Origin of the sequence: Streptomyces sp. NA04227 (genome assembly GCF_013364195.1) — a bacterium.
In the GTDB taxonomy this organism is placed as follows: domain Bacteria; phylum Actinomycetota; class Actinomycetes; order Streptomycetales; family Streptomycetaceae; genus Streptomyces.
In genome coordinates this window covers 1105001-1120418 of record NZ_CP054918.1, presented here as the reverse complement: position 1 = coordinate 1120418, position 15418 = coordinate 1105001, and the positions used below count along the sequence as shown (strand labels likewise).

At 70.1% G+C, this 15418-nt stretch carries 13 protein-coding genes; 8 read left to right on the top strand and 5 right to left on the bottom strand.

Annotated elements, in window-relative coordinates:
• The first annotated feature begins 474 nt into the window (after nt 1-474).
• Complete coding sequence (locus HUT18_RS04540; RefSeq protein ID WP_254878419.1) at nt 475-3066, top strand: FHA domain-containing protein; 2592 nt, start codon at nt 475-477, stop codon at nt 3064-3066.
• Nucleotides 3067-3161: 95 nt separating this feature from the next.
• Here HUT18_RS04540 and HUT18_RS04535 read toward each other — a convergent pair whose 3' ends face one another.
• On the bottom strand, nt 3162-3908 hold the full coding sequence (locus HUT18_RS04535) for a transglycosylase SLT domain-containing protein (protein WP_176098008.1): 747 nt from the start codon (nt 3906-3908) through the stop codon (nt 3162-3164).
• Between the two features lie 613 nt (nt 3909-4521).
• Between HUT18_RS04535 and HUT18_RS04530 the strand changes: the two genes are divergently transcribed.
• The 3 genes from HUT18_RS04530 to HUT18_RS04520 all read left to right on the top strand — a co-directional run bounded on the left by HUT18_RS04530 (nt 4522) and on the right by HUT18_RS04520 (nt 8680).
• Nucleotides 4522-5667: a GAF domain-containing sensor histidine kinase gene (locus HUT18_RS04530; protein WP_176098007.1), complete on the top strand. Its 1146-nt coding sequence runs from the start codon at nt 4522-4524 to the stop codon at nt 5665-5667.
• A 100-nt stretch (nt 5668-5767) separates the two neighbouring features.
• Nucleotides 5768-6397 carry a response regulator transcription factor gene (locus HUT18_RS04525; protein WP_176104290.1) on the top strand — a complete coding sequence of 210 codons (630 nt, stop codon included), beginning with the start codon at nt 5768-5770 and terminating at the stop codon, nt 6395-6397.
• 183 nt (nt 6398-6580) lie between these two features.
• Nucleotides 6581-8680: a beta-N-acetylglucosaminidase domain-containing protein gene (locus HUT18_RS04520; protein WP_176098005.1), complete on the top strand. Its 2100-nt coding sequence runs from the start codon at nt 6581-6583 to the stop codon at nt 8678-8680.
• A gap of 302 nt (nt 8681-8982) precedes the next feature.
• Here HUT18_RS04520 and HUT18_RS04515 read toward each other — a convergent pair whose 3' ends face one another.
• Nucleotides 8983-9768, bottom strand: coding sequence for a hypothetical protein (locus tag HUT18_RS04515; RefSeq protein ID WP_176098003.1), 786 nt, complete (start codon nt 9766-9768; stop codon nt 8983-8985).
• Between the two features lie 187 nt (nt 9769-9955).
• Between HUT18_RS04515 and HUT18_RS04510 the strand changes: the two genes are divergently transcribed.
• The 3 genes from HUT18_RS04510 to HUT18_RS04500 all read left to right on the top strand — a co-directional run bounded on the left by HUT18_RS04510 (nt 9956) and on the right by HUT18_RS04500 (nt 12375).
• Nucleotides 9956-10747, top strand: coding sequence for an ABC transporter ATP-binding protein (locus tag HUT18_RS04510; protein WP_176098001.1), 792 nt, complete (start codon nt 9956-9958; stop codon nt 10745-10747).
• Nucleotides 10748-10821: 74 nt separating this feature from the next.
• Nucleotides 10822-11250, top strand: coding sequence for an NfeD family protein (locus HUT18_RS04505; RefSeq protein WP_254878418.1), 429 nt, complete (start codon nt 10822-10824; stop codon nt 11248-11250).
• A gap of 174 nt (nt 11251-11424) precedes the next feature.
• The gene (locus HUT18_RS04500) at nt 11425-12375 is read left to right on the top strand and encodes an SPFH domain-containing protein (RefSeq protein WP_176097999.1); all 951 of its coding nucleotides are present in this window, start codon (nt 11425-11427) and stop codon (nt 12373-12375) included.
• Between the two features lie 91 nt (nt 12376-12466).
• On the opposite strand, the gene HUT18_RS04495 is transcribed toward HUT18_RS04500, so the two are convergent.
• The 3 genes from HUT18_RS04495 to HUT18_RS04485 form a co-directional block, all read right to left on the bottom strand.
• On the bottom strand, nt 12467-12973 hold the full coding sequence (locus tag HUT18_RS04495) for an HNH endonuclease (protein ID WP_176097997.1): 507 nt from the start codon (nt 12971-12973) through the stop codon (nt 12467-12469).
• A gap of 204 nt (nt 12974-13177) precedes the next feature.
• Entirely contained in the window at nt 13178-13717 is a 540-nt protein-coding gene (locus tag HUT18_RS04490) for a YbhB/YbcL family Raf kinase inhibitor-like protein (protein WP_176097995.1), read from the bottom strand.
• Between the two features lie 134 nt (nt 13718-13851).
• Nucleotides 13852-14634 (bottom strand): sporulation protein, encoded by a 783-nt coding sequence (locus HUT18_RS04485; RefSeq protein WP_176097993.1) that lies wholly within the window; start codon nt 14632-14634, stop codon nt 13852-13854.
• 133 nt (nt 14635-14767) lie between these two features.
• Here HUT18_RS04485 and HUT18_RS04480 point away from each other — a divergent pair, with 133 nt between their 5' ends.
• Nucleotides 14768-15409, top strand: a complete 642-nt coding sequence (locus HUT18_RS04480; RefSeq protein WP_176097991.1) for a DNA-3-methyladenine glycosylase — start codon at nt 14768-14770, stop codon at nt 15407-15409.
• Nucleotides 15410-15418: the final 9 nt, after the last annotated feature.

Genomic DNA, 15418 nt, shown 5'->3' with positions numbered 1-15418 from the left:
CTCGGCCCCGAACATTCTCCGCGTCATCTCCGCCGAGCGGAATCTCCGAGGCCCGCGCTCCCTCACGGCACCCGCCTTCCACGCACCGGCCACCTCGCACTCCGGACGCCTACCGAGGGGTACACGTCACGACCTCGTCACGATTGACATGGCCCTTCGTGGCCCCGAACTGCCCGGCCAGGCGCGCGAGGTGGCGTTTTGCCCCGCGTAGTGACCCGTCAATTCGCCTGCATTGCCCGAACTGGCGGTCATACGTGAGCAGTCGTGACCGCTTACCACCGACGCAGCCGGTTTCGCACCTCCCCGTGGCAAACCGCGACACTCTCGTGCGCAGTCTTCACAAGGCCCGGCTTTCGGTCAGGGCCCGGAGCCTGAAATAGTTCGTCACGATGTTCGCCATCCCTGGCTCCCCGGACTGGGGACATCGCGGGGGACAAATCAGTGGGGCATGGAGTGCCGGAACTCGTACTGGAATTGAACGGAAGGACCTGGACTCTCGACCCGTCCAGGCCATACACCCTCGGTCGTGATCCGCAGGGTGACATCGCGCTGGACGACGCGCGGGTCTCGTGGCGGCACGCCACGATCAGCTTCAACGGGCGCAGTTGGGTCCTTGAGGACCACGGCAGTACCAACGGCACCTTCGTGCAGGGCCAGCGGGTCCAGCAGTGGGAGCTCGGTCCCGGCACCGTGGTGAACCTCGGAAACGCGAACGACGGCCCGCGCCTGACCGCGCAGGGCGGCGCCGTCGCGGCCCAGCCCCAACAGGCCTACCAGCAGCAGGCCGCGCAGCCGGCGCAGCAGCAGGCGGGCGGCTGGGCGCAGCAGGCCCAGCCGCAGCAACAGGCGCCCCAGCATCAGCAGCAGGCGCCCCAACAGGCGTGGCAGCAGCAGGCGCAGCAGCCGCAGCAGGGCTGGCAGCAGCCCCAGGCCGCGCACCCGCAGCACCAGCAGCCCGCCGCCCAGGCGCACGTCCCGCCGCAGAACCCGGGCCCCGCGCAGGGTGTTCGCAAGGAGTCCGGCGCGCCGCCCGCGCAGCACGGCGGCGACCGCAGCCCGACGACGTTCCACCAGCTCGCCCTCGGCCGCAAGATGCGTATCGGTCGTGCGCTGGAGAACGAACTCGTCGTCTCCGACCTCCAGGTCTCCCGTCTGCACGCCGAGTTCACCGCGACGCCCGACGGCCGCTTCGAGATCCGTGACCTCGGCTCCCACAACGGCACGTACGTCAACGGTCAGCCGATGGCGAAGTCGAGCACCGTCTACATCGGCCCCAACGACATCGTCGGTGTCGGTCACTCCACCTTCCGTCTGGTGGGCGACCGGCTCGAGGAGTTCGTCGACACCGGTGAGGTCTCCTTCTCGGCACGCCACCTGACGGTCACCGTCGACGGCGGCAAGCAGATCCTCAAGGACGTCTCGTTCGGCGTCCCGGAGAAGTCGCTCATCGCGGTCATCGGCCCGTCCGGCTCCGGTAAGTCGACCCTGCTCAAGGCGCTCACCGGCTACCGGCCCGCCAACCAGGGCGAGGTTCTCTACGACAACCGGAACCTCTACAAGCAGTTCGCCGAGCTGCGCCAGCGCATCGGTCTGGTCCCGCAGGACGACATCCTGCACAAGGAGCTGACCGTCCAGAAGGCGCTGCGCTACGCGGCCAAGCTCCGCTTCCCCGGCGACACCGCGACCGCCGAGCGCGAGGCCCGTATCGGCGAGGTGCTGCGCGAGCTCAAGCTCGACATCCACAAGGAGAAGAAGGTCACCTCCCTCTCCGGTGGCCAGCGCAAGCGTGTCTCGGTCGCCCTGGAGCTGCTGACCAAGCCCTCGCTGATCTTCCTCGACGAGCCGACCTCGGGCCTGGACCCGGGCATGGACCGCGATGTCATGCAGCTGCTGCGGGGCCTCGCCGACGACGGCCGTACCGTCCTCGTGGTCACCCACTCGGTCGCTGAACTCGCCATCTGCGACAAGCTCCTGGTGATGGCGCCTGGCGGCTCGGTCGCCTACTTCGGCCCGCCGGAGGAGGCGCTCAACTTCTTCGGCTACGACACCTGGGCCGACGTCTTCTCCGCCTTCGAGAACTACCGCGACTTCGACTGGTCGGGCCGCTGGCGCGGTTCGCAGCACTACCAGCTCTACGCGGCGGACATCGACGCGGCGGCGCCTCCGCAGCAGTCCGCCTACGTCCAGCCGCAGGCGATCAAGACGCAGAAGCAGCAGAGTTGGGGCTCGCAGCTGGGCACCCTGGTCAGCCGCTACTGCTCGGTGATCGCCTCGGACCGCGGCTTCATCGGGCTGATGGTCCTGCTGCCGGTGATCCTCGGCGGGGTGAGTGTGGTGATCCCGTCGGACTACGGCCTGGTCGCGCCGAAACCGGGTGACCCGGACAAGTTCAACAGCAGCGCGGGCATGATCATGATGATCCTGGTCGTCGGCATGTGCTTCTCCGGCGCGGCCAACTCGGTCCGTGAGCTGATCAAGGAACGGGTGATCTACGAGCGGGAACGCGCGGTGGGCCTGTCCCGCTCCGCGTACCTGATGTCCAAGGTGCTCGTCCTCGGCGTGATCACCGCGTTCCAGGCCGTGATCATCTGCGCGATCGGCTTCTCGGTGCGCGAGCTCCCCGAGGAGGGCCTGATCATGCCGCCCGCCGCGGAACTCTGCCTCGGCATCATCGCGATCGGTCTGTCCTCGATGATGTTCGGTCTGGTCATCTCCGCTCTGGTGAAGACGGCCGAGAAGACCATGCCGCTCCTGGTCATGTTCGCGATCGTCCAGCTCGTCTTCACCGGCGCGCTGTTCCAGATCTACGGCAAGATCGGCCTGGAGCAGGTCGCCTGGCTGATGCCCGCCCGCTGGGCGCTCGCCGCGTCCGGCAGCAGCCTGGACCTCTCCCGGGTCATGGCGCCGTGGGACCCGAAGAACCCCGGCGACACCGACCCGCTGTGGGAGGCCACGGCCGGACAGTGGACGGTCAACATCGTGGCCATGCTGGTCATCGCCACGATCTGCGGCGTCGTCGTCCAGCGCCTGCTGCGCCGTCACGAGCCCGAGGTCATGCGCGGCTAGCAAGTCCGCATCTCGTACGACACCGAAGGGCGGCACCCCTGCGTGGGGTGCCGCCCTTCGGCGTGCGGGCCGCGGCGTTGGGGCGCCGGGCCGGGTCAGTACGCGCTGTTGACGTTGTCCATCGAGCCGTACCGGTCGGCCGCGTAGTTGCAGGCGGCGGTGATGTTGGCCACCGGGTCGTAGATGTCCCAGGAGGTGCCCTCGACGTGGTACGCCTGGAAGGTCGGCGGGATCACCTGGAGCAGGCCCTTGGACGGGACGCCGTTGATGGCGTTGATGTCCCAGTTGTTGATGGCCCGCGGGTCGCCGCCGGACTCCCGGATGATGTTGCGGTGGATCCCGTCGTACGAGCCCCGGATGCCCTTCTCCTTCATGATCGCGAGGGACTCGCGGATCCAGCCGTCCAGGTTGTTCGCGTAGACCGGCTTGCGGGCCACGGAACGGTTGGCGGCGGCCTTGGCCGCACGCTCGGCCTTGGCGCGGGCCTCGGCCTTCTTCTTCGCGGCGGCCTGTGCCTCGGCCTTCTTCTTCGCGGCGGCGGCCTTGGCCTTGGCGGCCTGCTGGGCCTTCAGCTTGGCCGCGGCGTCCTTGGCCTTCTGCTCGGCGTTGGCCACCTGGTCGGTGATACCGGCCTTGACCTCCTTGACCTGGGCCTCACCGGCGGCGCGGGAGACGGACGCGGCCGGAGCGGAGGCGACGTCCTTGGTCTGGGCGTCCGAGTCGCCCGGAGTCAGCGTCAGCGCCAGGGCGGCGGCGCTGAGGGTGGCGACGCCCGCGACGGAGTACTTGTGGGCCTTGGTGAGCGGTTTACCGCGACCGGGAATCGTCATGATCTTGCGCATGGCTGTAGTGACCTCTTCGTACGGCGGAGGTCGCTCTCGGTCCGGCGGGGGACAGGAGTTTCCGGCACTAACGCCGCGGGTAAACAGGTGCGGCGCCGAGCGACGGGGTAATTCTTAGCGGGCGGGAAAATTTGTGGCAAAGGAGTGACATACGACCCCTGATAGTGGATCAGGGGTACAAGGCATCTCATTTGCTCGTGCATATCCGCCGCTTTCCGGTCCCTTTCGCCCCCACTAGGTCACTTCGTATGTGACCTGGATCCTATGCCGCGCGTCACGGGAAGCCGGTGTGATTCTCACACCGTGTTGCTGAAGCAATTCAATCCGTGTGCGCTTTTCGCGGGAGAAGAGCAGGAGAAGCGAGGTGAGGTGAAAGGGAGGGAGGGAGGAGCCGTAATAGAGGGGAGCGGAACGGGCGGGCAGCCGTAAAGGGAGTGGGTGAACGTGCTCGGTGCCGGGTCCCGCGAGGAGAGCTTTCACGGCGGTGGCAGGAAGCGGCACGGGCCGCCCACCGCGCGGCCCGTGCCGAGCCTTTGGACGTAGGCCTCAGGGCCGAGAGGCCCCCCGCCGAGGGCCGATACGGCCCGTGAGCCCCCGCCGGTACGGTGACCCCATGAGCAACGCCCCCCGCTCGGGCCTGTACGCGGTGAGTTCCGCGCTGCTCGCCATGAGCCGACACCTCGACGTGCGCGACGTCCTGAAGACGATCGTCGCCTCGGCCCGGGAGCTGCTCGACGCCGAGTACGCCGCGCTGGGCGTCCCCGACGACCACGGGGGCTTCGCCCAGTTCGTGGTCGACGGCGTCAGCGACGAGCAGTGGAAGGCCATCGGCCCGCTGCCGCGCCAGCACGGTGTGCTCGCGGCGATGCTGCACGACGCCAAGCCCGAGCGGCTGGCCGACCTGCGCACCGACCCCCGCTTCGAGGGCTGGCCCGACGCCCACCCCGAGCTGTCCGACTTCCTCGGCCTGCCGATCAAGGACGGCGAGGAGACCATCGGCGCCCTCTTCCTCGCGAACAAGAAGCATCCCGTGCAGGGGAGCGGCTGCGGCTTCGACGAGGACGACGAGGAGCTTCTGACGATCCTGGCCCAGCACGCCGCCATCGCCCTCACCAACGCCCGCCTCTACGAACGCAGCCGCGAGCTGACCATCGTCGAGGAGCGCTCCCGGCTCGCCCACGACCTGCACGACGCGGTGAGCCAGAAACTCTTCTCCCTGCGCCTGACCGCACAGGCGGCTGCCGCCCTCGTCGACCGCGACCCGTCCCGGGCCAAGGGCGAGCTCCAGCAGGTCGCCGCGCTCGCCGCCGAGGCCGCCGACGAACTGCGCGACGCTGTGGTCGAGCTGCGCCCCGCCGCCTTGGACGAGGACGGCCTGGTCGCGACCCTGCGCACCCAGGTCCAGGTACTCGACCGCGCCCACTCCGCCGAGGTGAGCTTCGCGGGCCACGGCGTACGCGCCCTGCCCGCCGCGCAGGAGGAGGCGATGCTCCGGGTGGCACAGGAAGCACTGCACAACGCCCTGCGGCACTCCGGCGCCGAGCGGGTCACCGTCACGCTGCGCCGCCACGGAAACGGCGCCCTGCTGCGGGTCGAGGACGACGGGAAGGGCTTTGACACCCGCGCGGTCCGCCGGGCCGGGCGGCACCTCGGTCTGGTCTCCATGCGGGACCGGGCACGCGGCGTCGGCGGCAGGCTCAAGGTGGACTCGGCGCCCGGCGAGGGCACCACAATCGACATGGAGGTTCCCGGTGGCTGAGTACAAGGGGGCGGACGAGCACTCGCACGCCCCGGGCGCGCGCTCCGGCGCGGGGGAGCGGGGCGCCACGGACGGCGCCGGGGCCGAGGCCCGTAGCGGCATCCGGGTCCTCCTGGTCGACGACCACCAGGTGGTGCGCCGGGGACTGCGTACCTTCCTGGAGATCCAGGACGACATCGAGGTGGTCGGCGAGGCCGCCGACGGGGAGGCGGGCGTGGCACAGGCCGAGGAACTGCGGCCCGACGTCGTCCTCATGGACGTCAAGATGCCCGGCATGGACGGCGTCGCCGCCCTGCGCAGGCTGCGCGAGCTCGCCAACCCGGCCCGCGTCCTGATCGTCACCAGCTTCACCGAGCAGCGCACGGTGGTCCCCGCCCTGCGCGCCGGGGCCGCCGGATACGTCTACAAGGACGTCGACCCGGAGGCTCTGGCCGGCGCCATCCGCTCCGTGCACGCCGGACACGTCCTGCTCCAGCCGGAGGTGGCGGGCGCCCTGCTCTCCCAGGAAGAGGCCAACAGCCCCCAGAGCAGGGGCGGTTCCCTCACCGACCGCGAGCGCGAGGTGCTCTCGCTGATCGCCGACGGCCGCTCCAACCGTGAGATCGCCCGCGCCCTGGTCCTGTCCGAGAAGACCGTCAAGACGCACGTCTCCAACATCCTGATGAAGCTCGACCTGGCGGATCGCACCCAGGCCGCCCTCTGGGCCGTACGCCATGGTGTGACCGGCTGACCGGCTGACCGGCTGACCGGCTGACCGGCTGACCGGCTGACCGGCTTCCCGGTCGACCGGTCGACCGGAGCCGGACACATCGGACCTCTGTCGAGAAGTTTCCCCTGCCGTCCCCTTGCCGAGCCGCCGTGCCCTGGGCCAGTCTGCTGCACACGTCTAGACCAGTGCCCAGACATCAGATCTATGGATCGCCGCTCGGAGGACGTCTTGCCCCACCTCGCCAGGACCCCGAGGACCCAGAAGACCCCGAGAAACCTCAAGACCCTGAAGACACTCACCGCGGCCGTCGTCGCCTGCGCGGCCACGGCCTCGCTCGCCACGGCCTCCGCGGCGAGCGCGGAACCCGGGCGGGACCCCGCGTCCGCCGACGGCCCCGCCGCCCCGGCGCCCGGAAGATCCGCCCTCCCCACCGTGTCCCCCACGCCACAGTCCCTCGTCCGCACCGGCGCGGACATCCCGGTGCCGGACCGCGTCGACGTGGTGGTCGGCGAAGGCACCGACGAAGCCGCCCGCGAGCTGCTCGTCAGGGTCCTGCGCGAACACGGCGTCTCGGACGTACGAGTACGCCGCACCGCCGAAGCCGGTGAGCCCGCCTTCCTGCTCGGCCCGGCAACCCGCCCCGACATCGCCGAGGCCCTCGACGGTACGGAGGTCCCCGAGCAGGCCGAGGGCTACGCGCTGCGGGTGGGCGAGGGCGAGCGCGGCTCCGGTGTGGTCGCGCTCGGCGGCACCGACGCGGCCGGGCAGTTCTACGCGGTGCAGACGCTCCGCCAGCTCTTCGTTTCGGCCTCGGCCTCCGCCGCCGCCTCTTCCACCGGGCGCGCGCAGAGCGTCCGACTGGCGGGAGTCGCGGTGTCGGACCACCCTTCGATGCCGCTGCGCGGCAGCATCGAGGGCTTCTACGGACCGCCGTGGACCGAGGCCGAACGCCTCGACCAGATGGAGTTCCTCGGCGATGTGCGCGCCAACACCTACGTCTACGCGCCCAAGGACGACCCGTACCACCGCGAGAAGTGGCGCGAGCCCTATCCGGCGGAGAAACTCGCCGAGTTGACGCGCCTGGTCGACCGCGCACGGGCCCATCACGTGCGCTTCACCTTCGCCCTCTCGCCCGGCGCCTCCATCTGCTACTCGGACCCGGCCGACACCACGGCACTGGTCGCCAAACTCCAGGCGATGTACGACGCGGGGGTACGCGCCTTCTCCGTACCGCTGGACGACATCAGCTACACCAAGTGGAACTGCGCCGCCGACGAGAAGGAGTTCGGTGCTCCCGGGCGGGGCCCCGCGGCCGCCGCACAGGTGAGCCTGCTCAACACCGTGCAGCGCGAGTTCGTCGCCACCCACGAGGGGGCGCGGCCGCTCCAGACCGTGCCGACCGAGTACGGCGACCTCACCGACACGGACTACAAGTCGGGCCTGCGCTCCGGGCTCGATCCCGCCGTCGAGGTGATGTGGACGGGCACCGACGTGGTGCCGCCCGAGATCACCAACGACCAGGCGGCCAAGGCGAGTGAGCTCTTCGGCCGCAAGGTCTTCGTCTGGGACAACTACCCCGTCAACGACTTCGACCGGACCCGCGGACGGCTGCTGCTCGCCCCGTACGACAAGCGCGAACGCGGCCTCTCGCAGCACATCACCGGACTGGTCTCCAACCCGATGAACCAGGAATCGGCGAGCAAGCTCGCCATGTTCACCATGGCGGACTTCTCCTGGAACGACCGGGCCTACGACCGCACCGTCTCCGGACGTCAGGCCGCCCTGTACCTGGCGGGCGGCAACGCGGGGGTGGCCGACGCCGTGGAGCGTTTCGTCGACCTCAACCACCTCGCGCCCACCTTCGGCGACCAGCCCTGGCAGCCCCAGTCCCCGCGCCTGACGGCCGAACTCGACGCCTTCTGGAAGCAGTACGCGCAGGATCCGGCCGCCGCGCTCCGTGCCCTGCGGGGCGGCGCGGTCCGGGACATCGCCAGGGTGCCCGCCACCCTGCGGGAGTCCCTGCCCGACAAGCTCTTCCTGTCCGACGCCGCGCGCTGGCTCGATGCCACCGCACTGTGGGGCCGGGCCATGCGCCACGGCGTGGACGCGCTCGCCGCCCTCGAATCCGGTGACACCGAGCAGGCGGAGACCGAGCGCACCGCGATGCGGGCACGGGCCGCCGAGGCGTCGAAGATCACGGTCGACCCCCAGGAGCACCACCAGGTCGGCTCGGTCCGCGTCGGCGACCCGCTGATCGAGAACTTCCTCGGCGAGGTGGAGAAGCGCCTCGACGGGACGGGCTGACCGCGTAGTTCTGCGCGATCCGCGCAGTCGCGCGAGATCCCTCGGCACGCAGCGACTTGGGCGCGCGGCGACCAAGTGCGCGCAGCGTCAAGGCGGTTGTGCGCTGTACGCCAACGACACCGCCGCGCGGATCGCGGAGTATGGAGTCAGAGGTTGGCGCAGGGAGCAAACCCTCGGCGGTTCGCCGTCACGGGGGAGGGGACGCTCCCTGCGCAGCCTCCGATCCCGAGCCCGCCACCGTCGCCCGTACCGGGCCGGTGGCCTGCGGCCGTTCGCCGCCCCCACTACCAGGGAGGCACGGCCTAGCGCACGCCCCGCTCCATCTCCTCCACATACGCGTTGTACGCCGCCACCTGCGCCCTGCGCGCCGTCCGCTCCACCGGACGCAGTGCCTCCGAGCGCGCCGCCATCGCGGAGGCGCTCACCGCCGCGCCCGGCGCGTGGTCCTCGGCCATCGAGATCAGCAGGGCGATGCGCTGCGCCAGCTCCAACACCCGTACCGCACGCGGCGGATAGCCGGGCGCGAGCAGCTCCCGCCCCTTCTCCGCACGCGCCCGGTAGGCGTCGAGCGCGGCCTCGGCCACCGGGCCGGAACTCGCCACGTCCAGCCGCGACAGGACGGCGGTCGCCTCGCGCAGCGCCTCGGCCAGTTCGCGCTCGGCCTCGCCCAGCGAGGGCACATCGGCGGGCGGCGCCTCCCGTACCGGCAGGCAGTGCCAGACCACCTCGGTACGTACGCCCTCCGGGCCGGCCTCGTAGACGTCAGGCACCAGGCCGTAGGCCGCGCCGTGACAGACCACGGCCTCCTCGGCCTCCAGCGCACGCGCGTTGAACTCCGGCGGACCGCTCAGACCGAGCGGATGGCCCGGCGCGGGCAGCGCGATCCGCAGCCCGCGCACCCCGAGCCGCCGCAACCGGCCGAGTGCCAGCGTCAGACCGACCTGGCCGCTCTCACCGGGCAACCCCTCCACCCGGTGCACCGCGTCGTCGGCGACCACGGCGTGCACCGCGTCGTCGGGAGAGACCTCACCACAGAGCAGGGCGTTGCCCCAGGCCGCGAGCCGGCCCGAACGAGGTTCGAAGAACATGCCCTCAGCCTACGGGGACCGCGCCACGGGTATGCCTCCCCACGGACCGGCCGCCCAGGACCGCGCACCGGCCGCCCGAGCCGACCTCGGGGGGAGCGCCCCGCGCCGAGTGGCGTAGGTTTTCCCAGGGGACCGCGTACACACAGGCGCACGCGAAGACGAGACTGCAATGGGAGACAACGCGCTCATGAGCGATGTACTGGAGCTGGAGGACGTTTCCGTGGTCCGCGAGGGCCATGCTCTGGTGGACCAGGTCTCCTGGTCGGTCAAGGAGGGCGAGCGCTGGATCATCCTCGGCCCCAACGGCGCGGGCAAGACCACCCTCCTCAACATCGCCTCCAGCTACCTCTTCCCGAGCAGCGGCAGCGTGAGCATCCTGGGCGAGCGCCTCGGCAAGGTCGACGTCTTCGAACTGCGCCCCCGGATCGGCATCGCGGGCATCGCCCTGGCCGAGAAGCTCCCCAAGCGGCAGACCGTACTGCAGACCGTGCTCACCGCCGCCTACGGCATGACCGCCGGCTGGCACGAGAACTACGAGGCCGTCGACGAGGAGCGCGCCCGCGCCTTCCTCGACCGGCTCGGCATGAGCGAGTACCTCGACCGCCGCTTCGGCACCCTCTCCGAGGGCGAGCGCAAGCGCACCCTCATCGCCCGCGCCCTGATGACCGACCCCGAACTCCTGCTGCTCGACGAGCCCGCGGCCGGACTCGACCTCGGCGGCCGCGAGGACCTGGTACGCCGCCTCGGTCGCCTCGCCCGCGACCCGCTGGCCCCTTCCATGGTCATGGTCACCCACCATGTCGAGGAGATTGCTCCCGGCTTCACCCACGTCCTGATGATCCGTCAGGGCAAGGTGCTCGCCGCCGGCCCCCTAGAACTCGAACTCACCTCCCGCAACCTGTCGTTGTGTTTCGGACTTCCGCTCGTCGTCGAGCGCGCGGGCGACCGCTGGACCGCCAGGGGACTCCCGCTCGGCTGATCAACCGCCCCCGGGCGGCCGGGGGTTGACCGGGCGCCCTGTCCCCGCGCGGCCTGCGGTCCTACCATGGCCGGGTGGACATAGACGCGTGGGTGTGGTGGCTGATAGGCGCGGCAGCGCTCGGAATTCCGCTCGTGATGACCGCGATGCCGGAGTTCGGCATGTTCTCGGTCGGCGCCGTCGCCGCCGCGGTCACGGCGGGCATCGGCGGCGGCACGGTGGCCCAGGTACTGGTCTTCGTGATCGTCTCCGTGGCGCTCATCGCCGTCGTACGGCCGCTGGCCAACCGCAGCCGCAGACGTCAGCCCGAACACACCAGCGGTGTCGACGCCCTCAAGGGCAAACAGGCCATCGTCCTGGAACGGGTCGACCGGCACGGCGGACGCATCAAGCTCGCCGGAGAGGTCTGGTCAGCGCGCACCCTCGACGCAGGCCAGACGTTCGAAGCGGGCGAGGAGGTCGACGTCGTGGAGATCGAGGGGGCCACCGCCGTCGTCATGTGAGCCGGGCGGTGCCGCGGTGTTCCGGGTGACGGGATGTGAACGGAACACCGCACAAGGCGAGTTGCTCTCTGACACACTCGACCAGCAAGATCTTCCCAAGGACGGCTCCGCGCGGACGACCGGTCCGCGGACAGTCTCGGTCACACTCGGTACGAAGGAGTAGGGGCAACCACGATGGAACCCATCATCATCGTCCTGATCATTCTGGTGGTGCTGGTCTTCATCGCCCTGATCAAGACGATCCAGGTCATCCCGCAGGCGAGCGCCGCCATCGTGGAACGCTTCGGACGCTACACCCGCACCCTCAACGCGGGCCTCAACATCGTCGTCCCGTTCATCGACTCCATCCGCAACCGGATCGACCTGCGCGAACAGGTCGTCCCCTTCCCGCCGCAGCCGGTCATCACCCAGGACAACCTGGTGGTGAACATCGACACGGTCATCTACTACCAGGTCACCGACGCCCGGGCCGCGACGTACGAGGTCGCCAGCTACATCCAGGCCATCGAGCAGCTCACCGTAACCACGCTGCGCAACATCATCGGCGGCATGGACCTGGAGCGCACGCTCACCTCCCGCGAGGAGATCAACGCGGCCCTGCGCGGTGTGCTCGACGAGGCCACCGGCAAGTGGGGCATCCGCGTCAACCGCGTCGAGCTCAAGGCGATCGAGCCGCCCACCTCCATCCAGGACTCGATGGAGAAGCAGATGCGCGCCGACCGTGACAAGCGCGCGGCCATCCTCCAGGCCGAGGGTGTACGGCAGTCCGAGATCCTGCGCGCCGAGGGCGAGAAGCAGTCGGCGATCCTGCGCGCCGAGGGCGAGGCCAAGGCCGCGGCCCTGCGCGCCGAGGGCGAGGCACAGGCCATCCGTACCGTCTTCGAGTCCATCCACGCGGGCGACCCGGACCAGAAGCTGCTCTCGTACCAGTACCTCCAGATGCTCCCGAAGATCGCCGAGGGCGACGCCAACAAGCTCTGGATCGTCCCCAGCGAGATCGGCGACGCCCTCAAGGGCCTGTCCGGCGCCATCGGCAACTTCGGCCCCCAGGGCGGCGGTTCACCCACCGTCCCGGCCCCGGCGGGACCCGGCTCGCAGCGCCTGGAGAAGCCCACCATCGACTGACGGCACGAGAAAGGCGCCCGCCCCCTGCGAACTCCGGGGGACGGGCGCCTTCCTCATGCCGAACGTGCGGCGCCGACCGGCGCGCGGACGGCTACGCCGCGGGCTGCGAGAGCCACTCCGGCAGCGACTCCAGGTCGTCCTGCGCCAGCGTCAGCAGCATCGCGTCCGCGGGTGTGGGCTCGAACGGCTGCTTCAGGAGCGGCATGCCCGCCTCCTGCGGAGTGCGGTTCGCCTTGCGGTGGTTGTCCTCCGCGCAGGAGGCCACCGTGTTCAGCCAGGTGTCGCCGCCGCCCTTGGAACGCGGCAGCACGTGGTCCACGGTCGTCGCCCGCCTGCCGCAGTACGCGCACCGGTTCCGGTCCCGCACCAGGACACCCCGCCGTGACCACGGCGCTTGTCTTCGGAAGGGCACCCGTACGTATCTGCACAGCCGGATCACCCGGGGCACCGGAAGATCGACCGCGGCGCCACGCATACGGAGTTCGGGGTGCGCCTGCTCGACGACGGCCTTGTCCTGGAGCACCAGAACGACGGCTCGGTTCAGGGTCACCGTCGACAGCGGCTCGAAGCTCGCATTCAGCACCAGCGTGTCACGCATCCCGCCCACCTCCCGTGTGCACCGTCCCGTCCCCCTTGGCGGCGACTGGGCTGGGGTCAACTCTGGCCGGGCACGCCGAGATGGACAACGCAATATCCGTGCGCCGGGGGCGTACGACCAGGCGCTCCGGTCACCCCGGCGCAAACAGACTGCCCGCCCCCGCTCACACACATGACCGGGGACGGGCAAACCTTGGGTGAACCCTCAGCCTCCTGCGGGTGCCGCGTACGCGCCGAGCAGCTGTGCCCGCGCCAGCGTGTGGAAACGGAGGTTGAACCCGACCACCGCGGGAGAGGCGTCCGCGTCGGGGCCGAGCTTGCGGGAGTCGACCGCGTACACCGTGAAGACATAGCGGTGCGCGGGATCACCGGCGGGCGGGGCGGCGCCGCCGAAGTCGCGGGTGCCGTAGTCGTTGCGGACGTGTACGGCGCCCTCGGGCAGACCGGGGAAGGAACCGGAGCCCGCGCCGACCGGCAGCTCGGTCACGGAGGCGGGGATGTCGAAGACCGTCCAGTGCCAGAAGCCGCTGCCCGTCGGGGCATCCGGGTCGAAGCACGTCACCGCGAAGCTCTCGGTCCCGGCCGGGAAGCCCTCCCAGCGCAGGTGCGGCGAGGTGTTCCCGGCCGCGTACACCTGATCGTCCTTGAGCGTGGCACCCGGCTTCAGGTCGTCGCTCACGACCGTGAACGAGGGGACCTCGGGGTGGAAGTCGTGCGGAAGGGGCGGCCTGCTGAGCTCGGTCACGTCGGCACCTCACTGATCGGCAACACTCTTTGCTGCGCCGAGCTTAGGGCCTGTCCGGCCAATGGCCGCGACGTGCCGGAGGACCCACGGCAGGTCGCGGCCGTGGGTCCTCCGAGGTGTCTACCGGCGGGCCGTCAGGCCCAGTTGCGGCGGGAGCCGACCTCCGAGAGCCACTGGTTCAGGTACGCGGCCCAGTCGGTGGCCTGGTAGTCGTTCAGGGACACCTTGAAGGAGCGGAAGGTGTCGCTGCCCTCGCTGAACAGGCCCGGCTTCTTGTCCATCTCCAGGACGACGTCCATCTCGTTCTGGTCCGCGACGAAGCTCAACTCGACCTGGTTCAGACCCCGGTACTGCTGCGGCGGGAAGAACTCGATCTCCTGGTAGAACGGCAGCTTCTGACGCGTACCGCGGATGTGCCCGCGCTCCATGTCGGCGCTCTTGAAGCGGAAGCCGAGCTGGATGAAGGCCTCAAGGATGGCCTGCTGCGCGGGCAGCGGGTGCACGTTGACCGGGTCGAGGTCGGTGGAGTCCACGGCGCGGGCGATCTCCAGCTCGGTGGTGACACCGATGTGCATGCCGCGCAGCGGCTGGCCGTCGATCGTGGTGACCGGGGTCTCCCACGGGATCTCCAGGCTGAAGGGCACCGCGTGCACCGCGTTCTCGGCGAGCTGGAAGGCGCCGCCGAGGCGCACCTTCGTGAACTCGATGTCCTGCTTGACCTCCTGGTCACCGCCCTCGACCTCGACCCGGGCCTGGAGACCGACGGACAGTCCCTCGATCTCCTGGGCGACCGAGCCACCCTGGATGCGCACCTCGCCCTGGACCACACCACCCGGGACCACATTGGCCTCGGTCAGCACGGTCTCGACCGAAGCCCCGCCGGCGCCCAGACTCGCCAGCAGCCTCTTGAACCCCATGTTTCTCCTCCCCAGGCGCGGCCTGTGGTGACGATTCGGATGCTCGATATCTCCATACGCACACGGAGCCCGCGCGGTTCCCCCGGGCCTCCGACAGCCGGTACCGGAACGGCCCGACGTACCCTTGGGCGCCATGATTGTGGCCCCTGACCGTACGCCCCTGAGCCGAGACTTCTTCGACCGCCCCGTACTGGAGGTCGCGCCCGACCTCCTGGGCCGGACTCTTGTCCGTCATACGCAGGACGGTCCACTGGAGGTCCGGCTCACCGAGGTGGAGGCGTACGCCGGTGAGATCGACCCGGGCTCGCACGCCTACCGCGGCCGGACCGACCGCAACGCATCGATGTTCGGCCCGCCCGGACACGCGTACGTCTACTTCACCTACGGGATGTGGCATTGCCTGAATCTGGTGTGCGGTCCGGAGGGCCACGCGAGCGGGGTGCTGCTGCGCGCCGGTGAGGTCGTGCTCGGCGCGGAAGCCGCGCGCAAACGTCGACTCTCGGCCCGAAACGACATGGAACTGGCCAAAGGCCCGGCCCGTCTCGCGACCGCCCTCGATGTGGACAGACTGCTCAACGGTACGGACGTCTGCGGCGCCCCCGGCGACCCGCTGTCCGTCCTCGCCGGTACGCCCACCCCTTCCGACCTGGTACGGACCGGGCCGCGTACTGGAGTTGCCGGTGAAGGGGGCGTTCATCCCTGGCGGTTCTGGATCGACGGCGACCCAACCGTCAGCCCCTACCGCGCTCACGTCCCTCGTAAACGCTCAACTTGACCCGCTCTC

Bases quoted from the DNA above. Each gene is read 5' to 3' on its own strand.
- HUT18_RS04535 (WP_176098008.1), bottom strand. From the start codon at position 3,908: ATGCGCAAGATCATGACGATTCCCGGTCGCGGTAAACCGCTCACCAAG.
- HUT18_RS04530 (WP_176098007.1), top strand. From the start codon at position 4,522: ATGAGCAACGCCCCCCGCTCGGGCCTGTACGCGGTGAGTTCCGCGCTG.
- HUT18_RS04520 (WP_176098005.1), top strand. From the start codon at position 6,581: ATGGATCGCCGCTCGGAGGACGTCTTGCCCCACCTCGCCAGGACCCCG.
- HUT18_RS04515 (WP_176098003.1), bottom strand. From the start codon at position 9,768: ATGTTCTTCGAACCTCGTTCGGGCCGGCTCGCGGCCTGGGGCAACGCC.
- HUT18_RS04510 (WP_176098001.1), top strand. From the start codon at position 9,956: ATGAGCGATGTACTGGAGCTGGAGGACGTTTCCGTGGTCCGCGAGGGC.
- HUT18_RS04500 (WP_176097999.1), top strand. From the start codon at position 11,425: ATGGAACCCATCATCATCGTCCTGATCATTCTGGTGGTGCTGGTCTTC.
- HUT18_RS04495 (WP_176097997.1), bottom strand. From the start codon at position 12,973: ATGCGTGACACGCTGGTGCTGAATGCGAGCTTCGAGCCGCTGTCGACG.
- HUT18_RS04485 (WP_176097993.1), bottom strand. From the start codon at position 14,634: ATGGGGTTCAAGAGGCTGCTGGCGAGTCTGGGCGCCGGCGGGGCTTCG.
- HUT18_RS04480 (WP_176097991.1), top strand. From the start codon at position 14,768: ATGATTGTGGCCCCTGACCGTACGCCCCTGAGCCGAGACTTCTTCGAC.